At 71.7% G+C, this 24,945-nt stretch carries 22 protein-coding genes; 15 read left to right on the top strand and 7 right to left on the bottom strand.

The window, feature by feature from the left end; translation table 11 throughout:
* Positions 1-167 precede the first annotated feature (167 nt).
* Positions 168-1,070, bottom strand: a complete 903-nt coding sequence (locus KSO97_RS04570) for a diacylglycerol kinase family protein (protein ID WP_232676780.1) — start codon at positions 1,068-1,070, stop codon at positions 168-170.
* A 214-nt stretch (positions 1,071-1,284) separates the two neighbouring features.
* On the opposite strand from KSO97_RS04570, the gene KSO97_RS04565 reads away from it, so the two are divergent.
* Positions 1,285-2,568: an adenylosuccinate synthase gene (locus tag KSO97_RS04565; RefSeq protein ID WP_232676778.1), complete on the top strand. Its 1,284-nt coding sequence runs from the start codon at positions 1,285-1,287 to the stop codon at positions 2,566-2,568.
* A gap of 168 nt (positions 2,569-2,736) precedes the next feature.
* Here KSO97_RS04565 and KSO97_RS04560 read toward each other — a convergent pair whose 3' ends face one another.
* Positions 2,737-4,971: a protein kinase gene (locus tag KSO97_RS04560; protein WP_232676776.1), complete on the bottom strand. Its 2,235-nt coding sequence runs from the start codon at positions 4,969-4,971 to the stop codon at positions 2,737-2,739.
* A gap of 83 nt (positions 4,972-5,054) precedes the next feature.
* Here KSO97_RS04560 and purD point away from each other — a divergent pair, with 83 nt between their 5' ends.
* From purD to KSO97_RS04540, 4 genes are all read left to right on the top strand, one after another.
* Positions 5,055-6,347, top strand: coding sequence for a phosphoribosylamine--glycine ligase (gene purD, locus KSO97_RS04555; protein ID WP_232676775.1), 1,293 nt, complete (start codon positions 5,055-5,057; stop codon positions 6,345-6,347).
* Positions 6,348-6,624: 277 nt separating this feature from the next.
* Positions 6,625-8,043, top strand: coding sequence for an adenylosuccinate lyase (gene purB / locus KSO97_RS04550; RefSeq protein ID WP_232676774.1), 1,419 nt, complete (start codon positions 6,625-6,627; stop codon positions 8,041-8,043).
* 121 nt (positions 8,044-8,164) lie between these two features.
* A complete protein-coding gene (locus KSO97_RS04545) occupies positions 8,165-8,737 on the top strand; it encodes an RNA polymerase sigma factor (RefSeq protein WP_232676773.1) in 573 nt (190 codons plus the stop codon).
* Positions 8,737-9,789, top strand: coding sequence for a hypothetical protein (locus tag KSO97_RS04540; RefSeq protein ID WP_232676772.1), 1,053 nt, complete (start codon positions 8,737-8,739; stop codon positions 9,787-9,789). Before KSO97_RS04545 ends, KSO97_RS04540 begins: the two co-directional genes overlap by 1 nt.
* A 149-nt stretch (positions 9,790-9,938) precedes the next feature.
* On the opposite strand, the gene KSO97_RS04535 is transcribed toward KSO97_RS04540, so the two are convergent.
* Positions 9,939-10,556 carry a cell wall metabolism sensor histidine kinase WalK gene (locus tag KSO97_RS04535; protein ID WP_232676771.1) on the bottom strand — a complete coding sequence of 206 codons (618 nt, stop codon included), beginning with the start codon at positions 10,554-10,556 and terminating at the stop codon, positions 9,939-9,941.
* Positions 10,557-10,777: 221 nt separating this feature from the next.
* Here KSO97_RS04535 and KSO97_RS04530 point away from each other — a divergent pair, with 221 nt between their 5' ends.
* Positions 10,778-11,677, top strand: a complete 900-nt coding sequence (locus tag KSO97_RS04530) for a phosphoribosylaminoimidazolesuccinocarboxamide synthase (protein ID WP_232676770.1) — start codon at positions 10,778-10,780, stop codon at positions 11,675-11,677.
* Positions 11,678-11,682: 5 nt separating this feature from the next.
* Complete coding sequence (locus KSO97_RS04525) at positions 11,683-12,099, top strand: SRPBCC family protein (protein WP_232676769.1); 417 nt, start codon at positions 11,683-11,685, stop codon at positions 12,097-12,099.
* 46 nt (positions 12,100-12,145) lie between these two features.
* Here the strand turns inward: KSO97_RS04525 and KSO97_RS04520 are convergent, their stop codons facing one another.
* Positions 12,146-12,547 (bottom strand): hypothetical protein, encoded by a 402-nt coding sequence (locus tag KSO97_RS04520; RefSeq protein WP_232676768.1) that lies wholly within the window; start codon positions 12,545-12,547, stop codon positions 12,146-12,148.
* A 59-nt stretch (positions 12,548-12,606) separates the two neighbouring features.
* Here KSO97_RS04520 and KSO97_RS04515 point away from each other — a divergent pair, with 59 nt between their 5' ends.
* Positions 12,607-14,175: a long-chain fatty acid--CoA ligase gene (locus KSO97_RS04515; protein WP_232676766.1), complete on the top strand. Its 1,569-nt coding sequence runs from the start codon at positions 12,607-12,609 to the stop codon at positions 14,173-14,175.
* Positions 14,172-14,366 (top strand): hypothetical protein, encoded by a 195-nt coding sequence (locus KSO97_RS04510; RefSeq protein ID WP_232676765.1) that lies wholly within the window; start codon positions 14,172-14,174, stop codon positions 14,364-14,366. Before KSO97_RS04515 ends, KSO97_RS04510 begins: the two co-directional genes overlap by 4 nt.
* 175 nt (positions 14,367-14,541) lie before the next feature.
* Here the strand turns inward: KSO97_RS04510 and KSO97_RS04505 are convergent, their stop codons facing one another.
* Positions 14,542-15,066, bottom strand: coding sequence for a general stress protein (locus tag KSO97_RS04505; protein WP_232676764.1), 525 nt, complete (start codon positions 15,064-15,066; stop codon positions 14,542-14,544).
* Between the two features lie 135 nt (positions 15,067-15,201).
* On the opposite strand from KSO97_RS04505, the gene purS reads away from it, so the two are divergent.
* From purS to KSO97_RS04490, 3 genes are read left to right on the top strand one after another with little or no spacing between them, the layout of a single operon-like run.
* Positions 15,202-15,447, top strand: coding sequence for a phosphoribosylformylglycinamidine synthase subunit PurS (gene purS / locus KSO97_RS04500; RefSeq protein ID WP_232676763.1), 246 nt, complete (start codon positions 15,202-15,204; stop codon positions 15,445-15,447).
* Entirely contained in the window at positions 15,444-16,112 is a 669-nt protein-coding gene (purQ, locus tag KSO97_RS04495; protein WP_232676762.1) for a phosphoribosylformylglycinamidine synthase subunit PurQ, read from the top strand. Before purS ends, purQ begins: the two co-directional genes overlap by 4 nt.
* A gap of 10 nt (positions 16,113-16,122) precedes the next feature.
* On the top strand, positions 16,123-16,575 hold the full coding sequence (locus KSO97_RS04490) for a DUF3817 domain-containing protein (protein ID WP_232676761.1): 453 nt from the start codon (positions 16,123-16,125) through the stop codon (positions 16,573-16,575).
* Between the two features lie 264 nt (positions 16,576-16,839).
* Here the strand turns inward: KSO97_RS04490 and KSO97_RS04485 are convergent, their stop codons facing one another.
* Both KSO97_RS04485 and KSO97_RS04480 read right to left on the bottom strand, forming a co-directional pair.
* On the bottom strand, positions 16,840-18,321 hold the full coding sequence (locus tag KSO97_RS04485) for a glycoside hydrolase domain-containing protein (protein WP_232676760.1): 1,482 nt from the start codon (positions 18,319-18,321) through the stop codon (positions 16,840-16,842).
* A gap of 162 nt (positions 18,322-18,483) precedes the next feature.
* On the bottom strand, positions 18,484-20,019 hold the full coding sequence (locus KSO97_RS04480; protein WP_232676758.1) for a hypothetical protein: 1,536 nt from the start codon (positions 20,017-20,019) through the stop codon (positions 18,484-18,486).
* 565 nt (positions 20,020-20,584) lie between these two features.
* Between KSO97_RS04480 and KSO97_RS04475 the strand changes: the two genes are divergently transcribed.
* From KSO97_RS04475 to KSO97_RS04465, 3 genes are all read left to right on the top strand, one after another.
* A complete protein-coding gene (locus KSO97_RS04475) occupies positions 20,585-21,556 on the top strand; it encodes a hypothetical protein (protein ID WP_232676757.1) in 972 nt (323 codons plus the stop codon).
* Between the two features lie 130 nt (positions 21,557-21,686).
* Positions 21,687-23,933: a phosphoribosylformylglycinamidine synthase subunit PurL gene (gene purL, locus KSO97_RS04470; RefSeq protein ID WP_308188253.1), complete on the top strand. Its 2,247-nt coding sequence runs from the start codon at positions 21,687-21,689 to the stop codon at positions 23,931-23,933.
* Positions 23,934-24,160: 227 nt separating this feature from the next.
* Positions 24,161-24,901, top strand: a complete 741-nt coding sequence (locus tag KSO97_RS04465) for a hypothetical protein (RefSeq protein ID WP_232676755.1) — start codon at positions 24,161-24,163, stop codon at positions 24,899-24,901.
* Positions 24,902-24,945: the final 44 nt, after the last annotated feature.

Raw genomic sequence — 24,945 nt, 5'->3', positions numbered from 1 at the left:
TGCCGACGGACGCGGCTGGAGCGGTGGTTGCTGTGGGGAGCGGTGAGTTGCAGAGGAGAGGTGCGCGCGATTTCCTCAGCAGGTCACCGCCCTCGGGCGAGCGCGGGGCGGATTCCCTCCGTAGGTCACCGCCACCCAGGCCGCCGCGAGCGCCCCAGAGTGACAGCTCAGGTGCGCGGGACCACGAGGGAGTAGGCGGCGCGCTCCAGGCGCCAGGAGCGGTGGCGCTCGGGGCCGTCGAGCTCGCCGTCGGCGCTGCACCAGAACTCCTCGCCGCTCACCGAGACCTGGCGCCCGCGCACGTAGTCGACGTCGACCGCGGAGGGGTGGGTGCCCATGCCCAGGCGGGCGGCGTAGATGAACCGCGAGATCGGTCCGGTCGCGCGGGAGACCATCACGTCGAGCATGCCGTCGCCGGGGTCGGCGTGCGGAGTCAGTTCGGTGCCGCCGCCGACGGACCGGCCGTTGCCGACGGCCACCTGCAGCACCTGCTCGTCGAAGTCGACGACGGGGACGCCGTCCACCTCGACCCGCAGGCGCAGCAGCGGCGGGTTCCAGGCTGTGATCGCGGCCCCGATCGGGTAGCCGAGCTTGCCCACACCGGCCTTGCCCAGGCGCGACTTCCACCGCGCGCCGCGTTGGGCGGCCTTCGCCCCGGCACCCACGTGCACGTTGTTCACCACGACGCGGCCGACCTCGTCGACGATCAGGTCCATCGGCTCCGGCGTCCCGCCGGCCAGGGCGAGCGCAGCCTCCTCGGCGTCCAACGGCATCCCGACCGAGCGTGCGAAGTCGTTGCCGGTGCCGAGGGGCAGCAGGCCCAGGGTGCGGTCCTTCAGCTCGCCGCGGCGGTAGAGCGCCGACACGACGGCGTGGAGGCTGCCGTCGCCACCGGCCACCACGATGCGCCGCGATCCCGCGCGGTGCAGCACGCCGTCCAGCTCGCCCGGGTCGGCGGTCGCCTGCACCTCGACCGAGGTGTGGCGGCGCAGCACGGTGAGGGCGCGCTCGAGCGACTCCTCGTCGGCCGAGCCGGCCTCGGCGTTCCGGATCACGAGCAACGGGTCCACGGGGGTGAACCTACGACGAGACGGTGTGCCACACACGATCCCCCGAAGGAGAGGGATCGTGCGGGACGCTCGACGGGGCCTCGTCGGCACCCGCTCCGAGGCGTGATTCTGCTAGATTCACGTCGCAAGAGCCCCGGACGCACTTGCGCCGGGGCTTTCGCGTTGTCAGGCCCGCGCAGCATGCCGGGCCCCTCGAGGAACACCTGGAGAAGACATGCCCGCGATCGCGATCATCGGTGCCCAGTGGGGCGATGAGGGCAAGGGCAAGGCGACGGACCTGCTCGGGAGCAAGGTCGACTACGTCGTGAAGTTCAACGGCGGCAACAACGCCGGCCACACCGTGGTGATCGGTGAGGAGAAGTACGCCCTGCACCTCCTGCCCAGCGGCATCCTCACCCCCGGGTGCACGCCGGTGATCGGCAACGGCGTCGTCGTCGATCTCGCCGTGCTCTTCCACGAGATCGACGGGCTCGAGGCCCGTGGCGTCGACACCTCGACCCTCAAGGTCAGCGCCAACGCCCACGTCATCGCCGACTACAACCGCTCGCTGGACAAGGTGACCGAGCGCTTCCTCGGCTCGCGTCGGATCGGCACCACCGGCCGCGGCATCGGTCCCACCTACGCCGACAAGATGAACCGCATCGGCATCCGCGTCCAGGACCTCTTCGACGAGAACATCCTGCGTCAGAAGGTCGAGGGCGCCCTGGAGCTGAAGAACCAGATCCTCACCAAGGTCTACAACCGTCGCGCGGTCACCGTCGACGCGACGGTCGAGGAGCTGCTCGCCTTCGCCGATCGACTCGCGCCGATGGTCTGCGACACCAGCCTGCTGCTCGGCGAGGCCCTGGACCGCGGCGACGTCGTGCTGCTCGAGGCCGGTCAGGCCACGCTCCTCGACGTCGATCACGGCACCTACCCCTTCGTGACGTCGTCCTCGGCGACCGCGGGCGGCGCCTGCACCGGGTCGGGCATCCCGCCGACGCGGCTGAGCCAGGTCATCGCGATCGTGAAGGCCTACACGACCCGGGTGGGCGAGGGGCCGTTCCCGACCGAGCTGTTCGACGACGCCGGCGAGCACCTGCGCTCGGTCGGCGCCGAGTACGGCACCACGACGGGCCGTCCGCGCCGCTGCGGCTGGTACGACGCCGTCATCGCCCGCTACGCCGCACGGATCAACGGCGTCACCGACTTCGTGCTCACCAAGCTCGACGTGCTCAGCGGACTCGAGCAGATCCCGGTCTGCGTGGCCTACGACGTCGACGGCGTGCGGCACGACGAGATGCCGGCCAACCAGAGCGACTTCCACCACGCGAAGCCGATCTTCGAGTACCTCCCCGGCTGGACCGAGGACATCTCCGGCGCGCGCACCTTCGAGGACCTCCCGGCCAACGCCCGCGCCTACGTGGAGCGGGTCGAGGAGCTGTCGGGCGCGCGGATGTCGGTCATCGGTGTCGGTCCCTCGCGGGCGGCGACGATCGTGCGGCACGCGCTGATCTGAGGTAGCGAGTCCCGACCATCCCGGTGGTCGAGGAGGTCGCTCTGCGACCGTCTCGAGACCTGGCGAGGGGCGGCGGTCTGTCGTCGGGCGGGGTTTCGAGACGCTCGCTGGCGCTCGCTCCTCAACCACCGGCTGACGCCTGCTGCGCTCGCTCCTCGACCACCGTCGTCAGAGGCGGCTGTTGCCGACGTACTCCAGTCGATCGGTGTTGCCGTACCGGTTGAAGCGCGTGCCCCACGCGCCGACGTCGCGGGTCCGGAAGCCGTCGCCGCGTGCGAACGCGACCCGCACGCTGCCCTCGGCGAGCGAGCTCGTCGGTCCGACGATCACGATGTCGTCGCGCCCGTCGCCGTCGACGTCGGACACCCCGACGGCCGGCTCGACCTGCGCCGAGACCGCGAGGCCGTCGGTCCACACGGGCCGCTTGAGGGTGCCGGCGTCGAGGTCGATCACGCCGAGTCGGAGACGGTCGTCGGCGAGAGCGTCCACGACGACGATCTCCTCGCGGCCGTCGCCATCGACGTCGGCCAGGCGCAGCGGGGGAGTAGCCGCCGTGATGATCGGTCGGCTGACACGACGACTCAGCGTGCCGTCGTCGTCGAAGGAGTGCACGGCCAGACGCGAGGAGATCTGCCGTCCGCGGCTGCCCGGGTCGTCGAGGTGCTGCAGCGTGACGACGTCGTCGCGGCCGTCGCCGTCGACGTCGCCGGAGCCGAGCGTGGTGCGATCGGCGTTGGGGGGCCACGACGCCGCCTCGCGCAGCGGTGCGAACTCCGCGCCGTCGAAGCGCGCGACCAGCACCTGGATGCCGCCGGTGTCGAACGCGGCGAGCGAGGTGAAGGCCAGATCGTCGCGACCGTCGCCGTCGGAGTCGACGACGTGGGCGAACAGGTTGCGTCTCCCCGGGTGCGCCAGGGTGGCGCTCAACGAGGCGCCTGAGCTGAGGGTGCCGCGCACCTGGATCGCGCTCCGGTCGGACGGCGTTCGCACCTCGAGGACGTCGAGCGCTCCGTCGTCGTCGAAGTGGCCCGCCACGCGCTGGACGTAGGTGTCGGCGTCGTCGTCGAGCATCGCCGTGCTGGGTGCGGCCAGCGATCGCCCGGTGGAGAGCCAGGTCGTGCTCTCCACGATCTCGCGCTCGGCACCGCCTCGGCGCAGCACCCGGCCGTGGTCGACGCTCACGTCACCGAGTCCGTCGCCGTCGAGGTCGCCGGTGACGCCGGTGGGCGCGGGGGCCGGGTCGGTCGGCGTCTCGGTCGGCGACGCAGGAGCCTCCCCGCTCCCGGCGGTCGGCGACGCAGGAGCCTTCGGGTCGTCGTCGCCGGCGAACGCCCACCATGCGATCAGCGCGACGACGAGCAGCGCCAGCGCCGTGGCGAGGGCGACGGCGAGCGTGGGGACGCCTCGGGAAGGCCACTCCCGAGGTCGGGAGCGTTCAGCGGGCGGCACCTCTGCGCTGGCGGTGGGCGCGAGCGGTGCGCGAGAAGCGGGTGGCGAGGTCGTCTCCGGTGTCGGCGTCGACGCAGGTTCGGAGTTCGGCACCTCGGCCGGGAGGTTCGCGACGGCGGGCGCCGAGGGCACCGCGGCGGCGTCGGCCAGATCGGCGAGCAGGGCGCCGGCGTCGGGGTACCGCCCGGCGGGGTCCTTGGCGAGCGAGCGTTGGAGCACCTGGTTGACCCGTGCCGTGAACTCGTCGCCGCCGAGCAGCTGAGGTACCCGGCCGGTGCGATGGCCCTCGGAGATCTGCGCGTCGGTGCCGCGGTACGGCGGCGCACCACTCAGGCAGGCCCACAGCAGGCAGCCCAGTGCGTACACGTCGGACGCCGGGGTGCCGGCGGCCCCGCCGTCGAGCTCGGGCGCCAGGTAGCTCCACGTGCCGACGATGGCGGTCTGGTGGCCGGCCGGGACCTGGCCGATGCGGTGCGCCAGACCGAAGTCGCACAGGTAGGCGTGGGGCGTGGTCGCGTCGGCGTCCTCCAGGAGGACGTTGGTGGGCTTGACATCGCGGTGCACCACGCCGGCGTCGTGGGCCAGGGCGAGCGCGGAGGCGACCTGCACGCACACGTCGACGGCCAGCCGCGCCGGCATGGGACCGCGCGCATGGATGAGCGCACCCAGGTCGCCGCCGGCGACGTGCGCCGTCGCGACGTAGGTGTAGTCGGTGCCGCCGATGCGCGTGGTGCCATGCGCCAGCAACGGCACGATGTGGGGCGAGTCGAACGCGCCGAGCGTCTGGGCCTCGCCGGCGTGCGGGTGGGCCACGGGCAGGAGCTTCACCGCGGCGTGGGACTGGTCGAGCGTCGAGGCGGCCAAGAAGACCACGCCGGTGCCGCCGTGGCCCAGCGGCGCGAGAAGACGGAAGTCGCCGACGATGTCGCCGACCCGAGGAAGTGCAGTTGCCACGGGCCGCATCCTTCCCCGTGCCCGCGGGATGAATCGCAACGCCCGCGGGCGATTGCGCCCCGCTCGATCTCTACGATGCTGCCGTGAAGACCCTCGTGATCGGAACCGGCGGGCGCGAGCACGCCCTGGCTCTCGCGCTCTCCCGCGATCCCGCGGTGAGCGAGGTGCACGCGGCGCCCGGCAATCCCGGGATCGGTGCGATCGCCACGGTGCACGAGGTCGACCCCGGCGACGGTGCGGCGGTGGCCGACCTCGCGGAGTCGCTCGACGTCGACCTGGTGGTGGTGGGCCCGGAGGCACCTCTCGTGGCGGGTGTCGCCGATCCGATCCGAGCCCGCGGCATCGCGGTGTTCGGTCCGTCGCAGGCCGCCGCGATGCTGGAGGGTTCCAAGGCCTTCGCCAAGGAGGTCATGGCCGTCGCCGGCGTTCCCACGGCGGGTTCCCGCACGTGTACGACGTCCGCCGAGGTCGAGGCGGCCCTGGATGCGTTCGGCGCCCCCTACGTGGTGAAGGACGATGCGCTCGCGGCCGGCAAGGGCGTCGTGGTGACGCGCGATCGTGCCGAGGCTCTGGCGCATGCGGCCGGATGCGACCGGGTGGTGATCGAGGAGTTCCTCGACGGTCCGGAGTGCTCGCTGTTCGCCGTCTGCGACGGGACGACGGCGTACGCACTACAGCCCGCGCAGGACTTCAAGCGGATCTTCGACGGCGGTCTGGGCCCGAACACCGGCGGGATGGGGTCGTACAGCCCGCTGACGTGGGCGCCGTCCGACCTCGCCGAGCGGGTACTCGCCGACGTCGTGCGGCCCACCCTGGCCGAGATGGCCGACCGCGGGTCGCCGTTCGTGGGATGCCTCTACGTCGGGCTCGCGCTCACCGCGGCCGGGCCCCGTGTCATCGAGTTCAACGTGCGCTTCGGAGACCCCGACATCCAGCCGGTGCTGGCCCTGCTCGACTCCTCGTTGGGCGAGTTGCTGCTCGCCGCCGCGCGGGGGCGGCTCTCGTCCGTGGCAGCACCGGTCTTCCGCGACGGTGCCGCGGTCAGCGTCGTCCTGGCCTCGGCCGGGTATCCCGAGTCGTCCTCGAAGGGGGACGTGATCCGTGGGGCGGGCAACGCCGACGGCGTCAACGACGTGGACGTGATCCACGCCGGCACGGCGATCGTCGCCGCGCCCGAGGAGGGCGACCCCGGTCACCGTCATCTGGTCACCGCCGGCGGCCGCGTGCTGGCCGTGCGCGCCGTGGGCTACGACGTCGCCGACGCGCGGTCGCGCGCCTACGCCGCCGCCGACCTGATCTCCTTCGACGGTCTCCAGCGCCGCAGCGACATCGCGGCCGAGCCCCTCGGCGTCGTCGAGGGCGCCTCGATGCTCTGAGGCGCTCACCGGGCCTCCTCGGCGTCCCACTCCTGGTCCGCGGGTTCGCAAGCTCACTCGCGGGGGTGGGTTTCGAGACGTCCTGGCGACTTCGTTCCTCAGTCGCCGGGCTTCCTCAACCTCCCACCCCTGGTCCGCGAGTTCGCACGCTCACTCGCGGGGGTGGGTTTCGAGACGTCCTGGCGACTTCGTTCCTCAGTCGCCGGGCCTCCTCAACCTCCCACCCCTGGTCCGCGAGTTCGCACGCTCACTCGCGGGGGTGGGAGAATGGGCGCTCGTGACCGTCCCGAACGTCCTGGCCACCCGCTACGCCGGCGCCGATCTCGCCCAGATCTGGTCGGCCGAGCACAAGATCGTGCTGGAGCGACAGCTCTGGATCGCGGTCATGAAAGGCCAGCGTGACCTCGGGATCGACATCCCCGACGGCGTCGTGGAGGCCTACGAGGCCGTCGTCGACCAGGTCGATCTCGCCTCCATCGCCGACCGCGAGCGGATCACGCGTCACGACGTCAAGGCCCGCATCGAGGAGTTCTGCGCACTCGCGGGGCACGAGCACATCCACAAGGGGATGACCAGCCGCGACCTCACCGAGAATGTCGAGCAGCTGCAGGTCAAGCAGTCGCTCGAGCTGCTGCGGGACCGCGCCGTCGCGACGCTGGCCCGTCTGGCCCGGCTGGCCACCGAGCACGAGACCACGGTGATGGCCGGTCGCAGCCACAACGTCGCGGCCCAGGCCACCACGCTGGGCAAGCGCTTCGCCACCGCCGCCGACGAGCTGCTGATCGGCGTCGAGCGCATCGAGGAGCTGCTCGCCCGCTACCCCCTGCGTGGGATCAAGGGCCCGATGGGTACCGCGCAGGACATGCTCGACCTCCTCGACGGCGACGCCGACAAGCTCGCGACGCTGGAGCAGCGGGTCGCCGGGCACCTCGGCTTCGAGCGGGTGCTCACCAGCGTCGGTCAGGTGTACCCGCGCAGCCTCGACTTCGACGTACTCGCGGCCGTCGTGCAACTCGTCGCCGCGCCGTCGAACCTGGCCACCACGATCCGGCTCATGGCCGGCAACGAGATCGTCACGGAGGGTTTCAAGGAGGGTCAGGTCGGCTCCTCGGCGATGCCGCACAAGATGAACACCCGCTCCTGCGAGCGGGTGAACGGCCTCGCCGTCGTCACTCGCGGCTACCTCTCGATGGTCGGGGAGCTCGCCGGCGACCAGTGGAACGAGGGCGACGTCTCCTGCTCCGTCGTCCGCCGGGTGGCTCTGCCGGATGCGTTCTTCGCCTCCGACGGGCTCTTCCAGACCTTCCTCACCGTGCTCGACGAGTTCGGCGCCTTCCCTGCGGTGATCCAGCGTGAGCTCGACCGCTACCTGCCCTACCTGGCGACGACCAAGGTGCTGATGAGCGCCGTGCGCAACGGCGTCGGCCGCGAGAGCGCCCACGAGGCGATCAAGGAGGCGGCGGTCGGTACCGCGCTGGCGGTGCGCCAGGGTCAGGCGGAGAACGACGTCTTCGCCAAGCTCGCCGCCGACGAACGGCTCGGCCTCACGCAGGCGCAGCTGGATGCGCTCGTTGCGGAGCCGATCACGTTCACGGGGGCGGCACTGGCCCAGACGCAGGCCGTCGTCCGGGCGGTCGAGGCTCTCGCCGCGCGCCACCCCGACGCCGCCACCTACACCCCCGGCGCCATCCTGTAGCCCTGCGCGTTGACCCGTCTTTACCTGAAGACGGGTCACCCGCCCCGGCTGCGTTGACCCGTCTTCAGGTAAAGACGGGTCAACCTGCAACGGCCGGCCCGGAGCCGGACATGATCAGGGCATGACGACGTCCTCGGGTGACCGCGAGCGCGATTTCGGCGTTCTCTACGCCGAGCACTTCGACGCCGTGCTCGGCTTCGCGCTGCGCCGCACCGATCGCCCCGAGGACGCCGCCGACGTCGTCGCGGACACCTTCCTCGTCGCGTGGCGCCGGTTGGCGCACGTGCCGCCGGGCCACGAGGCCAGGCCGTGGCTCTACGGCGTCGCCCGCCGGGTGCTGGCCAACCAGCGTCGCGGCGGTCTGCGACGAGCCGCGCTCGGGTCGCGGTTGCGCCATGAGCTGGTCCGGATCGTCCCCGATCGCACGGCGGAGTCCGACGGACGGCTCGACGTCGCTGCGGCCCTGCGACGGCTGAGTGCCCGCGACCAGGAGGTGCTCGAGCTGCACCTGTGGGAGCAGCTGGAGCCGCGGGAGATCGCCGAGGTGCTCGGGTTGACGACGGTCGTCGTCCGGCCCCGCCTCTCGCGAGCCAGGGCGCGGTTGCGTTCATTGCTCGAGTCGGACGGCAACGATCCGCCGTCGGGCGGACATCTCTCCTCACGTCAGCCCCACCCAGTCCGGAAGGAGTCGTGATGGGCCACCCCTGGTCGGACGACGAGATCGCCCGCCTCCCCGTCGGCTCGGCCCGGGCCGAACTCCTGGAGGAGATCATGAACAGCACCGATTCCGCAGACCGTTCGGGCCGTCGTGCGGACGTCGAGGCGGACGCGACGTCGCGCCGAGCCACGCGGTGGCTGGTACCGCTCGCCGCGGCCGCCGTCGTCGCCGCCCTCGCCACGGCGCCGGTCTGGTGGCCAGACGGCGACGGAGGACGCGACGGCGAGGTCGCCGCCACGCCGCCCTCCCCCTCGGCGCCCACGGGGGTGGCCTACCGCGCCGTGCTCGTCGACGCGTCGGGATGGACGCTCAACGGCGTCGCCGACGACGCCGACGGCGGCGAGATCGACTACGAACGTGGCCAGGAGAGCCTCGAGGTGCACTGGCGTGAGGCCGGCGACTACACCGGCTACGTCGAGGACCGCAGCGACATCGGCCCCGCGACCGACACCGAGTTGGCGGGTCTGCCGGCGCTGCAGTGGTCCTACGACGCCCGCGACCACACCACGATCCGCGACGTCCAGGACGGGTTCTTCCTCGAGGTGCGCGGCAGCGGCATGGACCTCGGGTCCTACACCGAGCTGCTCGGGCAGCTCAGGATGGCGACCGCCGAGGAGTTCCAGGCCTCGCTCCCCGAGGAGTACGTCACCGACGCCGAGCGCGCCGACGTCGTCGCCGAGATGCTCCAGGGCATCGCGGATGCCGCCGCGCCCAACCCGGTCCGTCCGACTCCGGCGGACGGTTCCGAGCCCGCGCCCATCACCTCGACCGAGGTCGAGCGCTACAACCTCGGCGCGGACGTCGCCGGCACGGTGGCGTGCGAGTGGATCGCGGCCTACGAGTCGGCGCGCGAATCAGGTACGTCGGAGACCCTCTCCCAGGCCCAGCAGGTGCTCAGCACCAGTCGCCAGTGGCCGGTCCTCCAGGAGATGGCCGGCGAGGGCGACTACCCGCGCGTGATCTGGCAGATCTCTCGCCGGGCCCAGACGGGGCAGCCGATCGGGGAGTACGCGCAGGGCGTCTGCTGACCAGCGGCCCCCGGACCGTCCTCGCGGTCGTGAAGCGGCGTCGATCGCGAGGGCCGGGTCGTGGGCCTGAGGACGGAGTCGGGACCGTTCTCGGGCACACGACCCGTGACCGGTGCGGTGCAGCCGGGTGGGCCACCGGATCGCCCGGATCAGGCTCGCGCTTCGCCACCCCAGTTCGCGAGCTTGGCGGCGACGGTGCTGAGGTCGGCGCGCCAGAGATCCTCGGGGCCGGGCGGGATCATGTCGTCCCACTCGATCGCGCCGGAGCCGAGCACGTTGGTCAGCCGCGCGGTGCGGGCGGTGAACCACACGTGCAGGTGCGAGCCGCCGTCACCGATGCGCTGGACGTGGACCCGCGCGATGTGCGGCAGGTTCTCGATGATGCGCACCAGGCGGTTGCTGATCCGGCCCAGCTGCGAGGCGAGCTCGTCGTCCAGACTGCCCATGTCGAGGTGCTCACGAGGGTGCAACTGCAGGACCAACGGCAGTCCCGACGGTGCGCCGCCGTGGGTCAGCACCCACACCTCGTCCTCCCACACGACGGTGGCGGGGTCGAAGCCGGCACACGAGCCGCAGGGCTTCTCGGCGATCTCACCCCACCGGGCGGGCTCGTCAGCCGGTGGTGGGAGCACCTTCGGCGCGATGGCGCCGTCGACGACCTCCCACGGGAAGATGTCCCAGTCGCCGTAGGCCGACATCGGCAGGCGCCCGTCGGGGCCGGCGGCGGCGGTGATGCGGGCGTAGACCTCTTCGGCGGACTCCGGCATGCACCAAACTGTGCCACCCGGCGGACGGCTCAGAACGCGCGGGGTGCGGGCGGCCCGGCACGCCTCGGTCCCGTCGGTCCTGTGCCTGACCGCGACCCTTCAGGACGGCGTGAGGAACACGACCCCCGCGACGGCCGGCGAGCGGCCCGAGCGCCGGTCAGCGTGCCCCCGCGGCCGACCGACCTCCGGGGCCCGGACACGACCGTCACTAGGCTGGCCCCGTGTTGAACATCCCCGCTGCGCCGGTCATCGACGGAGCGCGTCATCTCCACTCCGGCAAGGTGCGCGACCTCTACGAGCTGACGGCGGGCCCACACGCCGGCAACCTGCTGATGGTGGCGAGCGACCGCCTCTCGATCTTCGACTTCGTACTGGAGACGACGATCCCCGACAAGGGCGAGATCCTCACCCGGATGTCGCTGTGGTGGTTCGACCAGCTCGCCGACCTGGTGCCGAACCACATCGTGTCCACCGACGTCCCCGACGTCGTGCGTGGCCGCGCCGTCATCTGCGACAAGCTCGCGATGTTCCCTGTCGAGTGCGTCGCCCGCGGATACCTCACCGGCTCGGGACTTCTCGACTACACCGCGACCGGCGAGGTCTGCGGAGTCGCACTGCCAGCCGGCCTGGTCGACGGCAGCCGGCTGCCCTCGCCGATCTTCACCCCGGCCACCAAGGCCGAGCTCGGTGACCACGACGAGAACGTCTCCTACGAGACGATCGTCGGAACGGTCGGCGCCGAGGGCGCCGCGCAGCTCCGCGACCTCACCTTGGCCGTCTACGGCCGCGCCGAGCAGATCGCCCGGGAGCAGGGGATCATCCTGGCCGACACCAAGTTCGAGTTCGGCGTCTCGACCCGCGGCGACACCGAGACGATCGTGCTCGGCGACGAGGTCCTGACGCCGGACTCCTCGCGGTTCTGGCCGGCCGCGGAGTGGGAGCCGGGCCGTACCCAGCCCTCCTACGACAAGCAGATCGTGCGCAACTGGGCCCTCTCCCCGGAGTCGGGGTGGGATCGCGCCAGTGGCGAGGCACCACCGCCCCTTCCCGAGGCCGTCGTCGAGCGCACCCGCGCGCGCTACCTCGAGGCCTATGAGCTGCTCACCGGCGAGCGGTGGTGACCCTGATGTCGCTCACCCGCCCGACCGTGCGCTTCCCGGTGACAGCGGAGAAGGCCTACGACTACCTGATCGCTCCGGCCAACCGCGCTGCCTGGCAGTCGAGCCTGCGCCGCGTGGAGGACGTCCGCGGCGAGGACGGCGTCGTCGGGCAGAGCTGGACCGACATCACCTCCGCCGGCGTCCGGCCGCGCATGGAGCTCACCGACGCAGACCGCCCGCGCCGCTGGACCGAACGCGGCACGTGGCGCGGCATCGACGCCACCCTCACCCTGCATTTCCAGCCCGTCGACGCGACGTCGTGCGACGTGACCGCGACGATGGCCCTGCGCGGCTACGGCCCGGTCGGCTACCTGCTGGGTCGCGTCGCGCCGCACGCCGTCCGGGTCGACCTGCGCTCGGCCGCCGCGATCCTCGCGGGGTAGTCGGCGTCCGCCTCTGCTCGACGGCGGATGCGGTCGACGCGCAGCCTCACTCCCCGCGTGGACGCCGTCGGGTCGCGCCCCACAGGCCCACGGCGATCCCGACCAGCGCACCCCCGACGCCGACGTGGCGTTGCGACGCCGTCATCTGGTCGTGCACGGCCCATCCGCCGAGGAGATCGGCGGCATCGGCTCCTCCCGAGGCCAGGAACCATCCGCGGGTGTCGGCACCCCGCAGCGCCGAGCCGACCAACAGGCCGCCGATGAGGGCGTCGCGATAGCCCATCGAGCGCAGCAACGTGAGGTGCCCGGTGGCGGTCGGGACCTCGGTCTCTCCCCACCACCGGTTCGCCTGCAGCGGCGCGACCAGGAACGAGATTCCGGATGCGAGCCGGATACCGCCTACGGCGAGGGCAGCGTGATCGATCGGCCTCAGAGATCGCGCGCGCATGGACCGAACCGTAGGCGAAGGCGTGGCGCGCGTCACGCCTCGCTGAGTACGTTGTGCGCGTGACGACCTACAACCTCGCCAGCCTCCTCGAGGGCACCGCTGCCCAGCACCCGGACCGGACGGCCATCGTGTTCGGCAACACCCGCCTGAGCTACGCCCAGGTCGACGGCGCCGCGAACCAGATCGCCAACCTTCTGGTCGAGCGCGGCATCCGGCCCGGTGACAAGGTCGCGCTGAGCTGCCCGAACCTGCCCTACTTCTCGATCGTCTACTACGGCATCCTCAAGGCCGGCGGCACCGTGGTCCCGCTCAACGTGCTGCTCAAGGGCCGCGAGGTGGCCTACCACCTGGCCGACTCCGGGGCGAAGGCGTACTTCTGCTTCCAAGGGACGCCGGAGCTGCCGATCGGGGCCGAGGGGCACGCCGGCTTCACCGAGACCGAGGGTTGCGAGACGTTCTTCGTCATCACCGCCGACCCGGCCGCGGAGTCTCCGATCGAGGGCGCCGAGACGATGGGTCGTGCGATGGCCGGCCAGGCGCCCACCTTCGACGCCGTCGCCACCGACGAGGACGACACCGCCGTCATCCTCTACACGTCCGGGACGACCGGGCAGCCCAAGGGTGCTGAGCTGCGCCACCGCAACATGCGCGACAACGCGCTGGCCGGCGCGGACCTCTTCGGTGCCAGCGTGGAGAAGCCCGACACCTTCCTCTGCGTCCTCCCGCTGTTCCACTCCTTCGGCCAGACCGTGATCCAGAACGGCGGCTTCGCCTTCGGCGGCACCGTGGTGATGCTGCCGCGCTTCGAGGCAGGGCCGGCGCTCGACCTGATGCTGGGTGAGAAGGTCACCTTCTTCGCCGGCGTCCCGACGATGTACTGGGGTCTGCTCGGCGCGCTCGCCGACGACCCGTCGGTCGACGTCTCGACCCTGAAGGAGAACCTGCGCGTCGCCGTCGCGGGCGGTGCGAGTCTCCCCGTCGAGGTGCATAAGTCCTTCGAGGCCAAGTTCGGCGTCACGATCCTGGAGGGCTACGGCCTGTCCGAGACCTCGCCGGTCGCCTCCTTCTCGCGCCACGGCGAGCCGGTGCGTGTGGGCTCCATCGGGACGCCGATCCCCGGCGTGGAGATGAAGCTGCTCGAGCCCGAGACGTGGGACGAGATCGAGTGGAGTGCCGACGCCGTCGGCGAGATCGCGATCAAGGGCCACAACATCATGAAGGGCTACCACGGTCGCCCCGACGCCACCGACGAGGCGATCCAGGACGGCTGGTTCCGATCGGGCGATCTCGGACGCCGGGACGAGGACGGCTGGTACTACATCGTCGACCGCTCCAAGGACATGATCATCCGCGGTGGCTACAACGTGTACCCGCGCGAGATCGAGGAAGTCTTGATGACCCATCCTGCGGTCTCGCTCGCCGCCGTCATCGGCGTGCCGCACGAGAGCCACGGCGAGGAGGTCAAGGCCGTGGTGATCCTGGAGAAGGACGCGGAGATCACCCCCGACGAGCTGGTCGCCTGGGGCAAGGAGCAGATGGCCTCCTACAAGTACCCGCGCATCGTGGAGACGGTGGAGGCCCTGCCGATGACCGCCACCGGCAAGATCCTCAAGCGCGAACTCTCGTGACCCGAGGCCGACTGCTGGCCCTGGCGCTCGCCGTCCTGCTGTTCGCTCTCGGAGCGGTCTGGACGGCGTACGGCCAGGGTTGGCTCGGGGAGGGTGAGAACGAGTCGTGGGCGGTGATCGGGCCGATCTTCGCCGGTCTCGGCGTCGCCCTGGCCATCGTCGTGGTGCAGAACCGCAACCAGCACCGCTAGTGGCACGTCCGGGAAGTTCTGATGCGCTTCGCGCACCCCCGGCACGCACCCCGCGGCGTTGCCGACGCTTGCAAGACAACCCGGTATGGCTGCGCGCCGGCGCCTTGCGCTGCACGCACCGGGAGCACGCCAACCGTTTCACAACTTCTCGGACGCACCACGAGCTCCGAGGCGCTCAGGCGAACGGGTTCGGCAGCGCGCCGGGCAGGCCCGCGAGCAGCTCCCGTGCCTGGCCCGCCACCTTGTGCTCGACGAGCACCTCGTAGCGGGTCGCGACCACCTGGGTGACGGACTGGAAGTCGCGACGGCCCCGGGTCATCGCGTACCCCAGGAGTGCCCAGATCAGGCCGAACAGTGCTCCGACGAGCATCGTCGACAGCAGGGTGGCGAACGCGCTCTCATCGGAGAAGATCACGAAGATCAGACCGACGAAGAGCCCCAGCCACGCGCCCGAGGCCAGGCCGCCGACGGCGACGCGACCGGTGGTGAGGCGGCCGGTGATGCGTTCGATCCGTTTCAGATCGGTGCCGACGATGAGGCAGTTCTGCACCGGGAACTCGTGGTCGGCGAGGTAGTCGACGGTGCGCTGGGCGGCGGCGTAGTCGTCGTAGACGGCCAGCGACTGGGGGAACTGCAGGCTCAGCAGCGATGCGGGGTCCGTCGCCCCAGCGCCGCCACGGGGGCCGGATGTCATGCTCATGTCCTCCAGTGTGCCCGCGCCCCGGTCGCGTCACGCGGCCCCGGAGGGTGATCGCCGTGACACGGAGCGAGGCGGCCGTCGACGGGGCCGGACCCGGCGGCGTCCCAGGCCGTCGAAGGTCACTAGAATGACGCCGTGCCCAAGGTCGTCGTCGACGTCATGCCCAAGCCCGAGATCCTGGACCCGCAGGGGAAGGCGGTGCTCGGAGCCCTGCCCCGCCTGGGGTTCAGTGGCATCACCGACGTCCGCCAGGGCAAGCGCTTCGAGCTCGAGGTCGCCGGCGAGGTGACCGACGAGCTGCTCGCCGACGTCGAGAAGATGGCCGAGACGCTGCTGAGCAACCCGGTCATCGAGAACTTCACGGTGCGGGTCGAGTCGTGAGGGTCGGCGTCGTCACCTTCCCGGGGTCGCTCGACGACGTCGACGCGCTGCGCGCCGTCCGCATCGGCGGCAACGTGGGTGTGCCGCTGTGGCACGGTGACCACGACCTCAAGGACGTGGACGCCGTCGTGCTGCCCGGAGGCTTCTCCTACGGCGACTACCTGCGCTGTGGTGCGATCGCCCGCTTCGCGCCGGTGATGACCGAGGTCATCGAGGCCGCCGGCAAGGGCATGCCCGTGCTCGGGATCTGCAACGGTTTCCAGATCCTGTGCGAGTCGCACCTGTTGCCCGGTGCGCTGATCCGCAACGACCACCAGAAGTTCGTCTGCCGCGACCAGGTGCTGCGCATCGAGAACGCCGCGACCCCCTGGACCTCCGCGTACGCGCAGGGCCAGGAGGTCACCATCGTCCTCAAGAACGGCGAGGGCGGCTTCATCGCCGACGAGGAGACGCTCGACCGCCTCGAGGGCGAGGGCCAGGTCGTGGCGCGCTACCTCGGCACCAACCCCAACGGCTCGCTGCGCGACATCGCCGGGATCAGCAACGAGCGTGGCAACGTCGTCGGGCTGATGCCGCACCCCGAGCACGCCGTCGAGGAGCTGACCGGGGCCGGCACCGACGGCCTCGGCTTCTTCACCTCGCTGGCCGCCGCCACCTTCGTGTGAGACGGGCAGCATGAAGGTCACGCCGCAGAGACTGTTCCGCCGGGTCGCGGTCGCCGAGGCGATCACCTGGGCGCTCCTGCTGACCGGCATGTTCCTCAAGTACGTCACGGAGACCACCGACCTCGGGGTTCGGGTCTTCGGCATGGTGCACGGCGTCGTCTTCATCGCCTACTGCCTGGCCGTCGTCGTGGTGGCCATCGACCAGCGCTGGACGGTGCTCCGTTCGTTCGTCGGTCTGGCTGCAGCGGTGCCCCCCTTCGCCACCGTGCCGTTCGACCTCGCGATGGAGAAGCGGGGGGCCTTCGGCGACTGGCGGCTCCTCGACGGCGAGTCGTCGGCACCGCTGGACCGCCCGGTGTCCTGGCTGCTGCGCAAACCCGCCCAGGGAGCGCTCGCGGCGGTGGTCGTGGTGGCGGCCCTCACCGGCCTCGCGCTGCTGGTCGGGCCGCCCGTCGGGGGCTGAGCCCCGCGACCTTCTCGATGGTCGCAGTCTTCGGTGGCCGAGGGGAGGTCGCTCTCGCCTCCGGTGGTCGAGGAGGTCGCTCTGCGACCGTCTCGAGACCTGTTGGGTCGGACGCCTGCCTTGACCGGCGGGGGTTTCGAGACGCCGTCCCTCGTTCCTCGGGACGGCTCCTCAACCACCGGGGTGGCCTGGCGATCCGGCGATCGGGACGGCTCCTCGACCACCGGGGTGGTCCGGAGATCCGGCGATCGGCACGGTGCCTGGTCAGCGGGCGCGGGCCTGAGCGTTGCCCGGGCGCGCCCCGATGGCCAGCTTGTTCCACGTCTCGCTGTTCACGATGCCGGACGGCGCGAGACCGAGGCGGGACTGGTAGCGCTTGACCAGTGCGATGGTCGGGGCGTCGTAGAGACCGTTCGCCCGCACCGTCGAGCCGACGGCGGCGGCGTTCAGACTGCGCTGCACCCGGCGCACGTAGAGACCGGCGGATCCGACCTTGAGCACCGGGCGGTAGCCGTAGTTGAGCAGCATCATCCAGTCGCGCTTGAACCACCGACCGGCGGCGTCGGGAGCGATGCCGCGCTTCTTCTGCCACTGCCGCACCGCCGCCATGACGTCGGCGTCGTACACGCCGTCGAGTGCCCCGGTGTAGATCGCCTGGGACTGCAGCAGGCACTGCAGCGCCTTGACGTGTTTGGGTGCGGGGCGCGTGGTCGCGGTCGGTCGGGCCAGGGCCGGGTAGTCGGTGAAGGAGATCGTCACGCCGCCGCAGTGTCGCTCGGGCTTGGCGACTGAGCCGGCACCGAAGTCGAGCCAGTTGGAGTCGATGTTGATCCGGACGCCTCCCCACACCTCGTCGTGCCCGCCGCGGTACTGCTTCATCCGGTTGCCGGGCAACCAGCCGTCGGCGCGGATGTAGGACGTCGAGGTGTTGGCGACGCCGTCCCAGCGTGCGATCCAGATCCGGTCGGGGAAGGTGAAGGCCGTGGGGCGGTTGACCCGCGCGTCGTCCAGGGCCTTGATGCCCGATCCGGCGCTGGAATAGACGCCGGCGACGTATCCCTGGGCCTTGACGGTGCTCACCCACGCGCTGACGAACGCCAGCGCGGACTCGCGACAGTTCTTGTTGCCGAGGTTGAAGCCTTCGAGGTCGTACCAGAGGGTGCTGCCCGGCACGATGCCGAGCGCCTGGGCGTCGATGACGCTCTGGTTCGCGTTCGTCTGTCCCTGCGTCCGCGCCTGGGAGTACTTGCCGTTGGCGCCCGGCGTCGGGGAGATCTTGAAGTCGTCCGCGTAGCGCGGGAACCGCGGCTGGCAGGAGGCCTGGGGCCCGAGGATGATGGGCAGCAGCCGCCAGCCGTTGGCCAGCTGGGTGCTCACCCACTGCGGCGTCAGATTCGGCTGGTTGCGACAGGCGCGGGAGTCGCCGGAGATGTAGATGCCCACGGCGAGGAACGGCGAATGCTGCAGCCAGGTGTCCATCGCCGCCTGGGTCGGCGTCAGGCACTGGTCGAAGCCGTAGCCGGTGAAGTCTCCCGGTGTGACCGGGTTCGTGCCCGTGGCCTTGCGGCCCACCGTGACGGCGCGGTCGCGCCCGTCGTCACCGGGGTCGACGGCAAACAGCAGGCCGGCGATCGCGACGAGCGCCGTCGCGAGGATGGCGAGCCGCCACCGGACGTCGGCACCTGCGGAGGCGGTGCTCTCGGTGTCGTCGGTGGAACGGGTGGATGTGCGCGTGCGCGACTGCATGGCGGGCCCCAGGGGAAGGTGGACGAGTCCGTCGGGCCGTCACTCTAACCCGCAGATGTCACTCTGGTCACAGAATGCGGTGCGCCGGTTCGGCTGGACACCCGCGCGCGACACCACCGCCCGCCCCGGTGAGCCGGAGCGGGCGGTGAGGGTCGGTCGCCGTCAGGCCGGTGGCGGGGGCGGGGGCGGGGGTGCCCAGCCCGGAGGCGGCGGAGGCGGGGGCGGCTGCTGTCCCGGCTGGTCGGGGGCCTGCCATTGACCCGGCGCTGCCGGCGGTGCCTGAGGCGGGGCCGGGGGCGCAGGCGGCTGGGCCTGGCCCGGGTACGTCTGACCGGGATGGGTCTGACCCGGGTAGGGCGGCTGCGGCGCGGCAGGCGCCGCCGGGCTCGCCGTCACCAGGGGGCCGAAGGTCTGGCGCACCGGAGGCGGCACGGTGAGGCCGTAGATCGCCAGCGCGGGCAGTGTGACCCAGGCGGCGACGGCCCAGCCGGTGTCGACACCGGCGGCCGCATCGGAGCTGTTGATGATGCCGAAGAGCACCAGCCCCACCACGATCAGCCCACCCCAGAGGCCGAGGAGCATGACGCGGGACTGCGCGGGCCTGCTCAGCAGGGTCAGCGAGAAGCCGGCGATGCCGGCGGCCGCCAGGCTGAGGATCATCGCGGTCACGCTGCTGCCGCTGAAGTCGAAGGAGATCTGGGCGAACAGCAGACCGACCACGGTCAGCGCCGAGAGAGCGGCCGAGACGAGCATCGCCGAGGACGCCGTGCGCACCCAGTTGCCGATCGGGTCGGCGTCGGGCTGCCGCAGTCGGGCCCGGGAGACGGCCAGGGCGCCTGCGGCTCCGAGCAACAGGGTGTAGGTGGGCGGAGCGCCGACGAAGCCGTACCACTTGTCGCCGGGGCTGGAGAAGAACCAGCCGCCGTCGTTATCGGTGCCGGCGAAGAGTGCGATCACCGGCAGCGTGAAGGCCACGGTGACGAACACCCGGCGCCATGAGGGAGCGCCACCGAGCTGGGAGAACGCCGGCCACATCGCGCCGACGGCGGCCGTGAGCACCAGCCCGAACAGCAGCGCCAGGAAGCGGGTGAAGTCGTCGAAGAGGTCGATCTCGTCGGCGATCGCGCCGTAGAGGATCCAGGTCACCGTCATCACCGCGCTCAGGCCGAGCAGCGCGTAGGTCAGATAGCTCGACAGGCTCAGCCACAGCCGATCGTCGCTGTGGTCGGCGGTCTCCTCGGCCGCACGCGGTTGGATCGCCAGCGCCATGCCGGCCAGCGCCATGCCGACGCCCGTGCCCAGCAGCCCCTCCTGGAGATCACCGACGTGGATGAGCTCGTTGATCACGGCTGCGAGCACGCCGGCCGCGAGCGGGATGTTCAGGCCGAGCTTCAGCAGGTGGTAGTGCTTGCCGGTCCACGCCGGGACGGCGCCGGACTTGGCGAGGTACGGCACGGCGAGCGAGAGCACCGCGAGCAGGACGCCGATGATCACCCACCACTGGTCGCCGCCCTTCTTCAGCTCGGCGACGGACCCGCCGAACTCGAAGTCACGCGTGCCGATGCTCCACGACATCCCCAGGACGGCGAAGAGGCAGAACGCCGCCGCGGCGTCGCGGATGTAGTCGCTGATCGGCCAGCCGTGGAAGGGATTCACCTTCGGCGCGAACGGCGCGGGCGCCCCGTACTGGGGTGGCACGGGGTATCCGGGAGCCGGGTGGCCGGGCTGCTGGCCGGACGCGGGGGGTGACCACGTCGGTGGCATCTGCTGGGTCGCCTGGGGGTCGGCCGGCGGCGCGGGTGCGGCCGGAGGCGGAGGAGTGGGCGCCGACGCAGGAGCCGGGGGCGCCGGTGGGGTCCAGGTCTCCTGGGGTGCCGCGGGTCGCGCGACGGTCTGCGCGGACGCCGCAGGAGGAGCCGGAGGTGCCGGCGGAGGCGGGGGCGGCGTAGCCGCGGCTGGCTGGCCGCAGCGCGAGCAGAACGCTGCGCCGTCGGCGAGAGCAGAGCCGCACGAGGTGCAGGCAGTGGACAAGGCGGTCAACCTCCGTGGTGCGTCGAGCGCGCTGTCGCGCCGGATCGGCCCCGTCGCTGGGGTCCGCCGCTAGCGTTCCACTCGCGGACCCTCCGCGGAAGGGTGGGTGCGGGTGAGCGGGGTCGATCGGACAGCGCCGGGCCCGGGGTCATACGGCGGATCCGGCCCCGCGACGAGGGCGGTACGTCGGGTGGCGGCCGGTGCCTGGGCGGTCGCCGGCGGATGCTGGACGATGCAGTTCCTCCTGCCGTGGACGACGTCCGGGCTGCTCTCGCGCTCCTCCCTCGCCGACGCCCACGCTCTGGTCGGCACCGGCCTGCTGGACGGCGTCGTCCCCGCCGCGCTGGTGTGGCTCGCGGCGACGGTGCCGGTGTTCGGAGTCGCGGTCGTCCTCGGAGCCGGCTTCGTCGGAGCCCGCGCCACCGTCGTGCGCGACGGTGTGGGCACGCTCGTCGCGCTGCTGTGCGTCGTCATGGCGGCGACGTTGCCCGGCTCCGCCGGTGGCGTCGATACGGGGCTGGGGCCCGGCGGCGTGGTGGCCGTCGTCGGTGCACTCGCGGCGGTCACCGCACTGACCCTCGACGTCGCGCGTCTGCGTGCCGCGCGCGGCGCACGTGCCGCCTCCGATCCGGGGGTGGTCGTCGCTGCTGTGTTGCTCGGTCTGGTCGCGGCGGGAATCGCCCACCACGGACTGATCCGTCACGAGGTGGGCGCCTCCAGCCCCACCGATGCCGCGCGGCGTCTCGTCGAGGGGGTGCAGGCTCGCGACGGTGTCGCCGTTCTCGCGGTGCTCGCGCCGGCCGAGGCGGCTGCCGTGGTGGATCTCTATCGCGCGAACCGCGACGTGTTGGGTGAGCGCCTGACCCTGGCCGAGCGGCTCGACGTCGAGGTGCGCGACGTCGAGTACGCGACGCCACCCGACCCTGCCGACGGCGATGGGGCGCGAGCCGTCGTCCGTCTGACCGGGGGTACCTACACGGTGCGTGTGGACACCACGGGCCTGCGGGGATTTGTGGAACTCTTCGTCGCGGCCTCGGGCGGGCCGACCTGGACCGGCGAGCTCGCCGACCCCGACCTCGGGTTCCTCGGTCTGTTCGTCGACACCGACCTCGCCGTGACCGCCGTCCGCGACGACGATCGTTGGTACGCCTCGGGCGTCTGGACCGCTCTCGACAGCGTGCTGAGCCTCCTCCCCGGCCGTTGACCCGTCTTTACCTGGAGACGGCTCAACGCCCTGATCGCGGTTGACCCGTCTTCAGGTAAAGACGGGTCAACGCGGAGGCGTCGGGGACGGGCACTAGATTTGCCCCCGGGCTTCGCTCGACACGGTCGCCGTGGCAGCCCAGGACCCCGACCGCGAGCAGCCGTGGGCCGATCTCGGCCTCAAGGCCGACGAGTACGAGCGGATCCGCGAGATCCTCGGACGTCGGCCCACCAGCTCGGAGCTGGCGATGTACTCGGTGATGTGGAGCGAGCACTGCTCCTACAAGTCCACCAAGGTGCACCTCAAGCAGTTCGGCGAGATCCCCCAGGAGACGCCGGCCGGCAAGATGCTCGCGGGCATCGGCGAGAACGCCGGCGTGATCGACATCGGACAGGGCTACGCGGTCACGTTCAAGGTCGAGTCCCACAACCACCCGAGCTTCGTGGAGCCCTACCAGGGCGCGGCCACCGGCATCGGCGGCATCGTGCGCGACATCCTCGCGATGGGTGCCCGCCCGGTCGCGGTGATGGACCCGCTCCGCTTCGGCCCGCTCGACGCCCCCGACACCCGCCGCGTGCTGCCCGGGATCGTCGCCGGCGTCGGCGGCTACGGCAACTGCCTCGGCCTGCCCAACATCGGCGGCGAGGCCGTCTTCGACGAGACCTATCTCGGCAACCCGTTGGTCAACGCGCTCTGCGTCGGCGTGCTGCGGCACGAGGACCTCCACCTGGCCAAGGCCTCCGGCGTCGGCAACCAGGTGATCCTCTACGGCGCCCGCACCGGAGGCGACGGCATCGGCGGCGTCTCGGTGCTCGCCTCGGAGACCTTCGACGCCGACGGCCCGGCCAAGCGTCCCGCCGTCCAGGTCGGCGACCCGTTCATGGAGAAGCTGCTCATCGAGTGCACCCTCGAGCTCTTCGCGGCGGGGGTCGTGGCCGGTATCCAGGACCTCGGCGGCGCCGGTCTCTCCTGCGCCACCTCCGAGCTCGCCAGCGCCGGCGACGGCGGGATGCACGTCGAGCTCGACCGCGTCCCGCTGCGTGACTCCACGCTGGCGCCCGAAGAGATCCTGATGAGCGAGAGCCAGGAGCGGATGATGGCGGTCGTCGAGCCCGACGACGTCGCCACGTTCCTCGGCATCTGCGCCAAGTGGGACGTCGAGGCCGTCGTCGTCGGCGAGGTGACCGACACCGGTCGCCTGCACATCGACTGGCACGGGGAGCGCGTCGTCGACGTCCCGCCCCGCTCGGTCGCCCACGACGGGCCGACGTACGAGCGCCCCTACGCCCGCCCGGACTGGCAGGACGCGCTGCAGGCCGACGGCGCCGAGACGCTGGCCCGTCCGGCCTCGGGAGAGGAGCTGCGCGCCACCCTGCTGCAGCTCGCCGCCAGTCCGAACCTGTGCGACAAGTCCTGGATCACCGACCAGTACGACCGCTACGTGCGGGGCAACACCGTGCTCTCCCAGCCCAGCGACTCCGGCATGGTCCGCGTCGACGAGGAGACCAACCTCGGTGTCGCCGTCTCCACCGACTGCAACGGCCGCTTCGCCAAGCTCGACCCCTACGCCGGTGCGCAGCTCGCACTCGCCGAGAGCTACCGGAACGTCGCCACCGGCGGTGCGCGGCCGCTGGCCATCTCCGACTGCCTCAACTTCGGCTCGCCCGAGGACACCGGCGTCATGTGGCAGTTCGCCGAGGCCTGCCGTGGCCTCAAGGACGCCTGTCTCGAGCTCGGTATCCCGGTCACCGGCGGCAACGTGAGCCTCTACAACCAGACCGGCGAGACGGCGATCCTCCCCACCCCGGTGGTCGCCGTGCTCGGCGTGATCGACGACGTCACCCGACGCACGCCGTCCGCGTGGGCCTCGGTCGAGGGCGACGACGTGGGCGACCGCGTGCTCCTGCTCGGCACCACCCGCGAGGAGCTCAGCGGCTCGGAGTGGGCGCACGTCGTGCACGGCCACCTCGGCGGTCGGCCGCCGGCGGTCGACCTGGCCCACGAGAGCCGGCTCGCCGAGCTGCTCCGCGAGGGTGTCGGCCTGCTGACCTCGGCCCACGACCTGGCCGACGGCGGCCTGGCCCAGGCGCTCGTCGAAGGTGCGCTGCGCAACCTCTGCGGTGTCCGGGTCGACCTCGCCGGCGTGCATGAGGATCCCTTCGTCGCGCTCTTCTCCGAGTCGGCCGGACGCGTGCTCGTCACGGTCGCCGAGGGCGACGTCGAACGCCTCACCGCACTCGCGGACCGGCACGCCGTCCCCGTGGTCGAGCTCGGCACCACCGGTGGCGATGCCCTCGGGGTCGCCGGCCTGTTCGACGTCAACCTGCTCGAGCTTCGCTCGGCGTGGATGGCGACGATCCCCGTCGCGATGGCCTGAACCGCCGCGGCGGGTACCGAAGCCCCTGCGGATCGGGGTTGCGGGCCACTAGCGGCACGTCCGGGAGGTTCTGATGCGCTTCGCGCACCCCCGACACGCACCCCGCGGCGTTGCCAGCGCTTGCGAGACGACCCGGTATGGCTGCGCGCCGGCGCCTTGCGCTTGCACGCACCGGGAGCACGCCAACCGTTTCAGAACTTCCCGGACGCACCACTAGGGTCCGCGTCATGGCCGACCCGGAGCCGACGTACGCGCCCTACGTGCCGCCACCGCAAGCGGGGTACGAGAAGTGGCCGAAGCCGCGTGCGGAGGCCTGGCCCGAGCGTCACGTCGCGCTGCCGACGCCGGAGACCGTCGCGCCTCTGGCCGCGCCACCGCGGGCGGTGCCGCTCGCCTACCGGGCCAGCCTGATCGCGTTGACGCCGGGTGGGCTCTTCGCGCTGGTGATCGCGATGGTCGCCCCGATGGTGATCTGGGTCAGTCACCCGCCCCTCCTGGCCGCCGGCTCGGCCCTCGCCATCGCCGTCGTGCTCGGTCTCGCCGACGCGCGCATGCGCCTCGTCGTCCCCGTGTTGCGCGAGGGCGTGGTCGCGACCGTCACCGGATTCACCGAACGAGCCAGTAGCACCAGCTACGAGAACGTGCCTCTGCGCACAGCGGCCGGGTGGCGCACCCGGTGGTTCAGCTTCAGCGGCCAGGGGCGCATCACCGAGCTGCAGTTCGTCGTCGACGGCCGCGAGGGCGCGCTGCTGGTCAAGGGCGCGCCGTACCAGGGCGGCGTCGTCCTCGCCGACCCGGAGAACCTCGATCGCGCCGTGTGCGTGAGCCAGTTGATGATGGACGTCGAGCCGCGCCCGGACGGTTCGTTCAGCGGACGCGTGCCACCCGCCGGTTGGGTGCTCACCTTCATGACGCTGGATGCGATCGGCGTGCTCCTCGGCCTGATCGTGTGGCAGGTCCTCGCCTGAGAGGTCAGGCGATCGCCAAGCCGATGAGGTCTCCGTGCCGAATG

The organism is Nocardioides sp. R-C-SC26, assembly GCF_021246465.1.
GTDB lineage: Bacteria > Actinomycetota > Actinomycetes > Propionibacteriales > Nocardioidaceae > Nocardioides.
Note: the sequence above shows the minus strand (reverse complement) of the source record. Positions and strands in the feature narration are given on the sequence as shown.

Coding starts and splice junctions, on each gene's coding strand:
- KSO97_RS04520 (WP_232676768.1), bottom strand. CDS start 12,547: ATGCGCGCGCGATCTCTGAGGCCGATCGATCACGCTGCCCTCGCCGTA.
- KSO97_RS04485 (WP_232676760.1), bottom strand. CDS start 18,321: ATGCAGTCGCGCACGCGCACATCCACCCGTTCCACCGACGACACCGAG.
- KSO97_RS04535 (WP_232676771.1), bottom strand. CDS start 10,556: ATGCCGGAGTCCGCCGAAGAGGTCTACGCCCGCATCACCGCCGCCGCC.
- KSO97_RS04465 (WP_232676755.1), top strand. CDS start 24,161: ATGGCCGACCCGGAGCCGACGTACGCGCCCTACGTGCCGCCACCGCAA.
- KSO97_RS04505 (WP_232676764.1), bottom strand. CDS start 15,066: ATGAGCATGACATCCGGCCCCCGTGGCGGCGCTGGGGCGACGGACCCC.
- KSO97_RS04525 (WP_232676769.1), top strand. CDS start 11,683: ATGTCGCTCACCCGCCCGACCGTGCGCTTCCCGGTGACAGCGGAGAAG.
- KSO97_RS04565 (WP_232676778.1), top strand. CDS start 1,285: ATGCCCGCGATCGCGATCATCGGTGCCCAGTGGGGCGATGAGGGCAAG.
- KSO97_RS04540 (WP_232676772.1), top strand. CDS start 8,737: ATGGGCCACCCCTGGTCGGACGACGAGATCGCCCGCCTCCCCGTCGGC.
- KSO97_RS04545 (WP_232676773.1), top strand. CDS start 8,165: ATGACGACGTCCTCGGGTGACCGCGAGCGCGATTTCGGCGTTCTCTAC.
- KSO97_RS04475 (WP_232676757.1), top strand. CDS start 20,585: ATGCAGTTCCTCCTGCCGTGGACGACGTCCGGGCTGCTCTCGCGCTCC.
- KSO97_RS04490 (WP_232676761.1), top strand. CDS start 16,123: ATGAAGGTCACGCCGCAGAGACTGTTCCGCCGGGTCGCGGTCGCCGAG.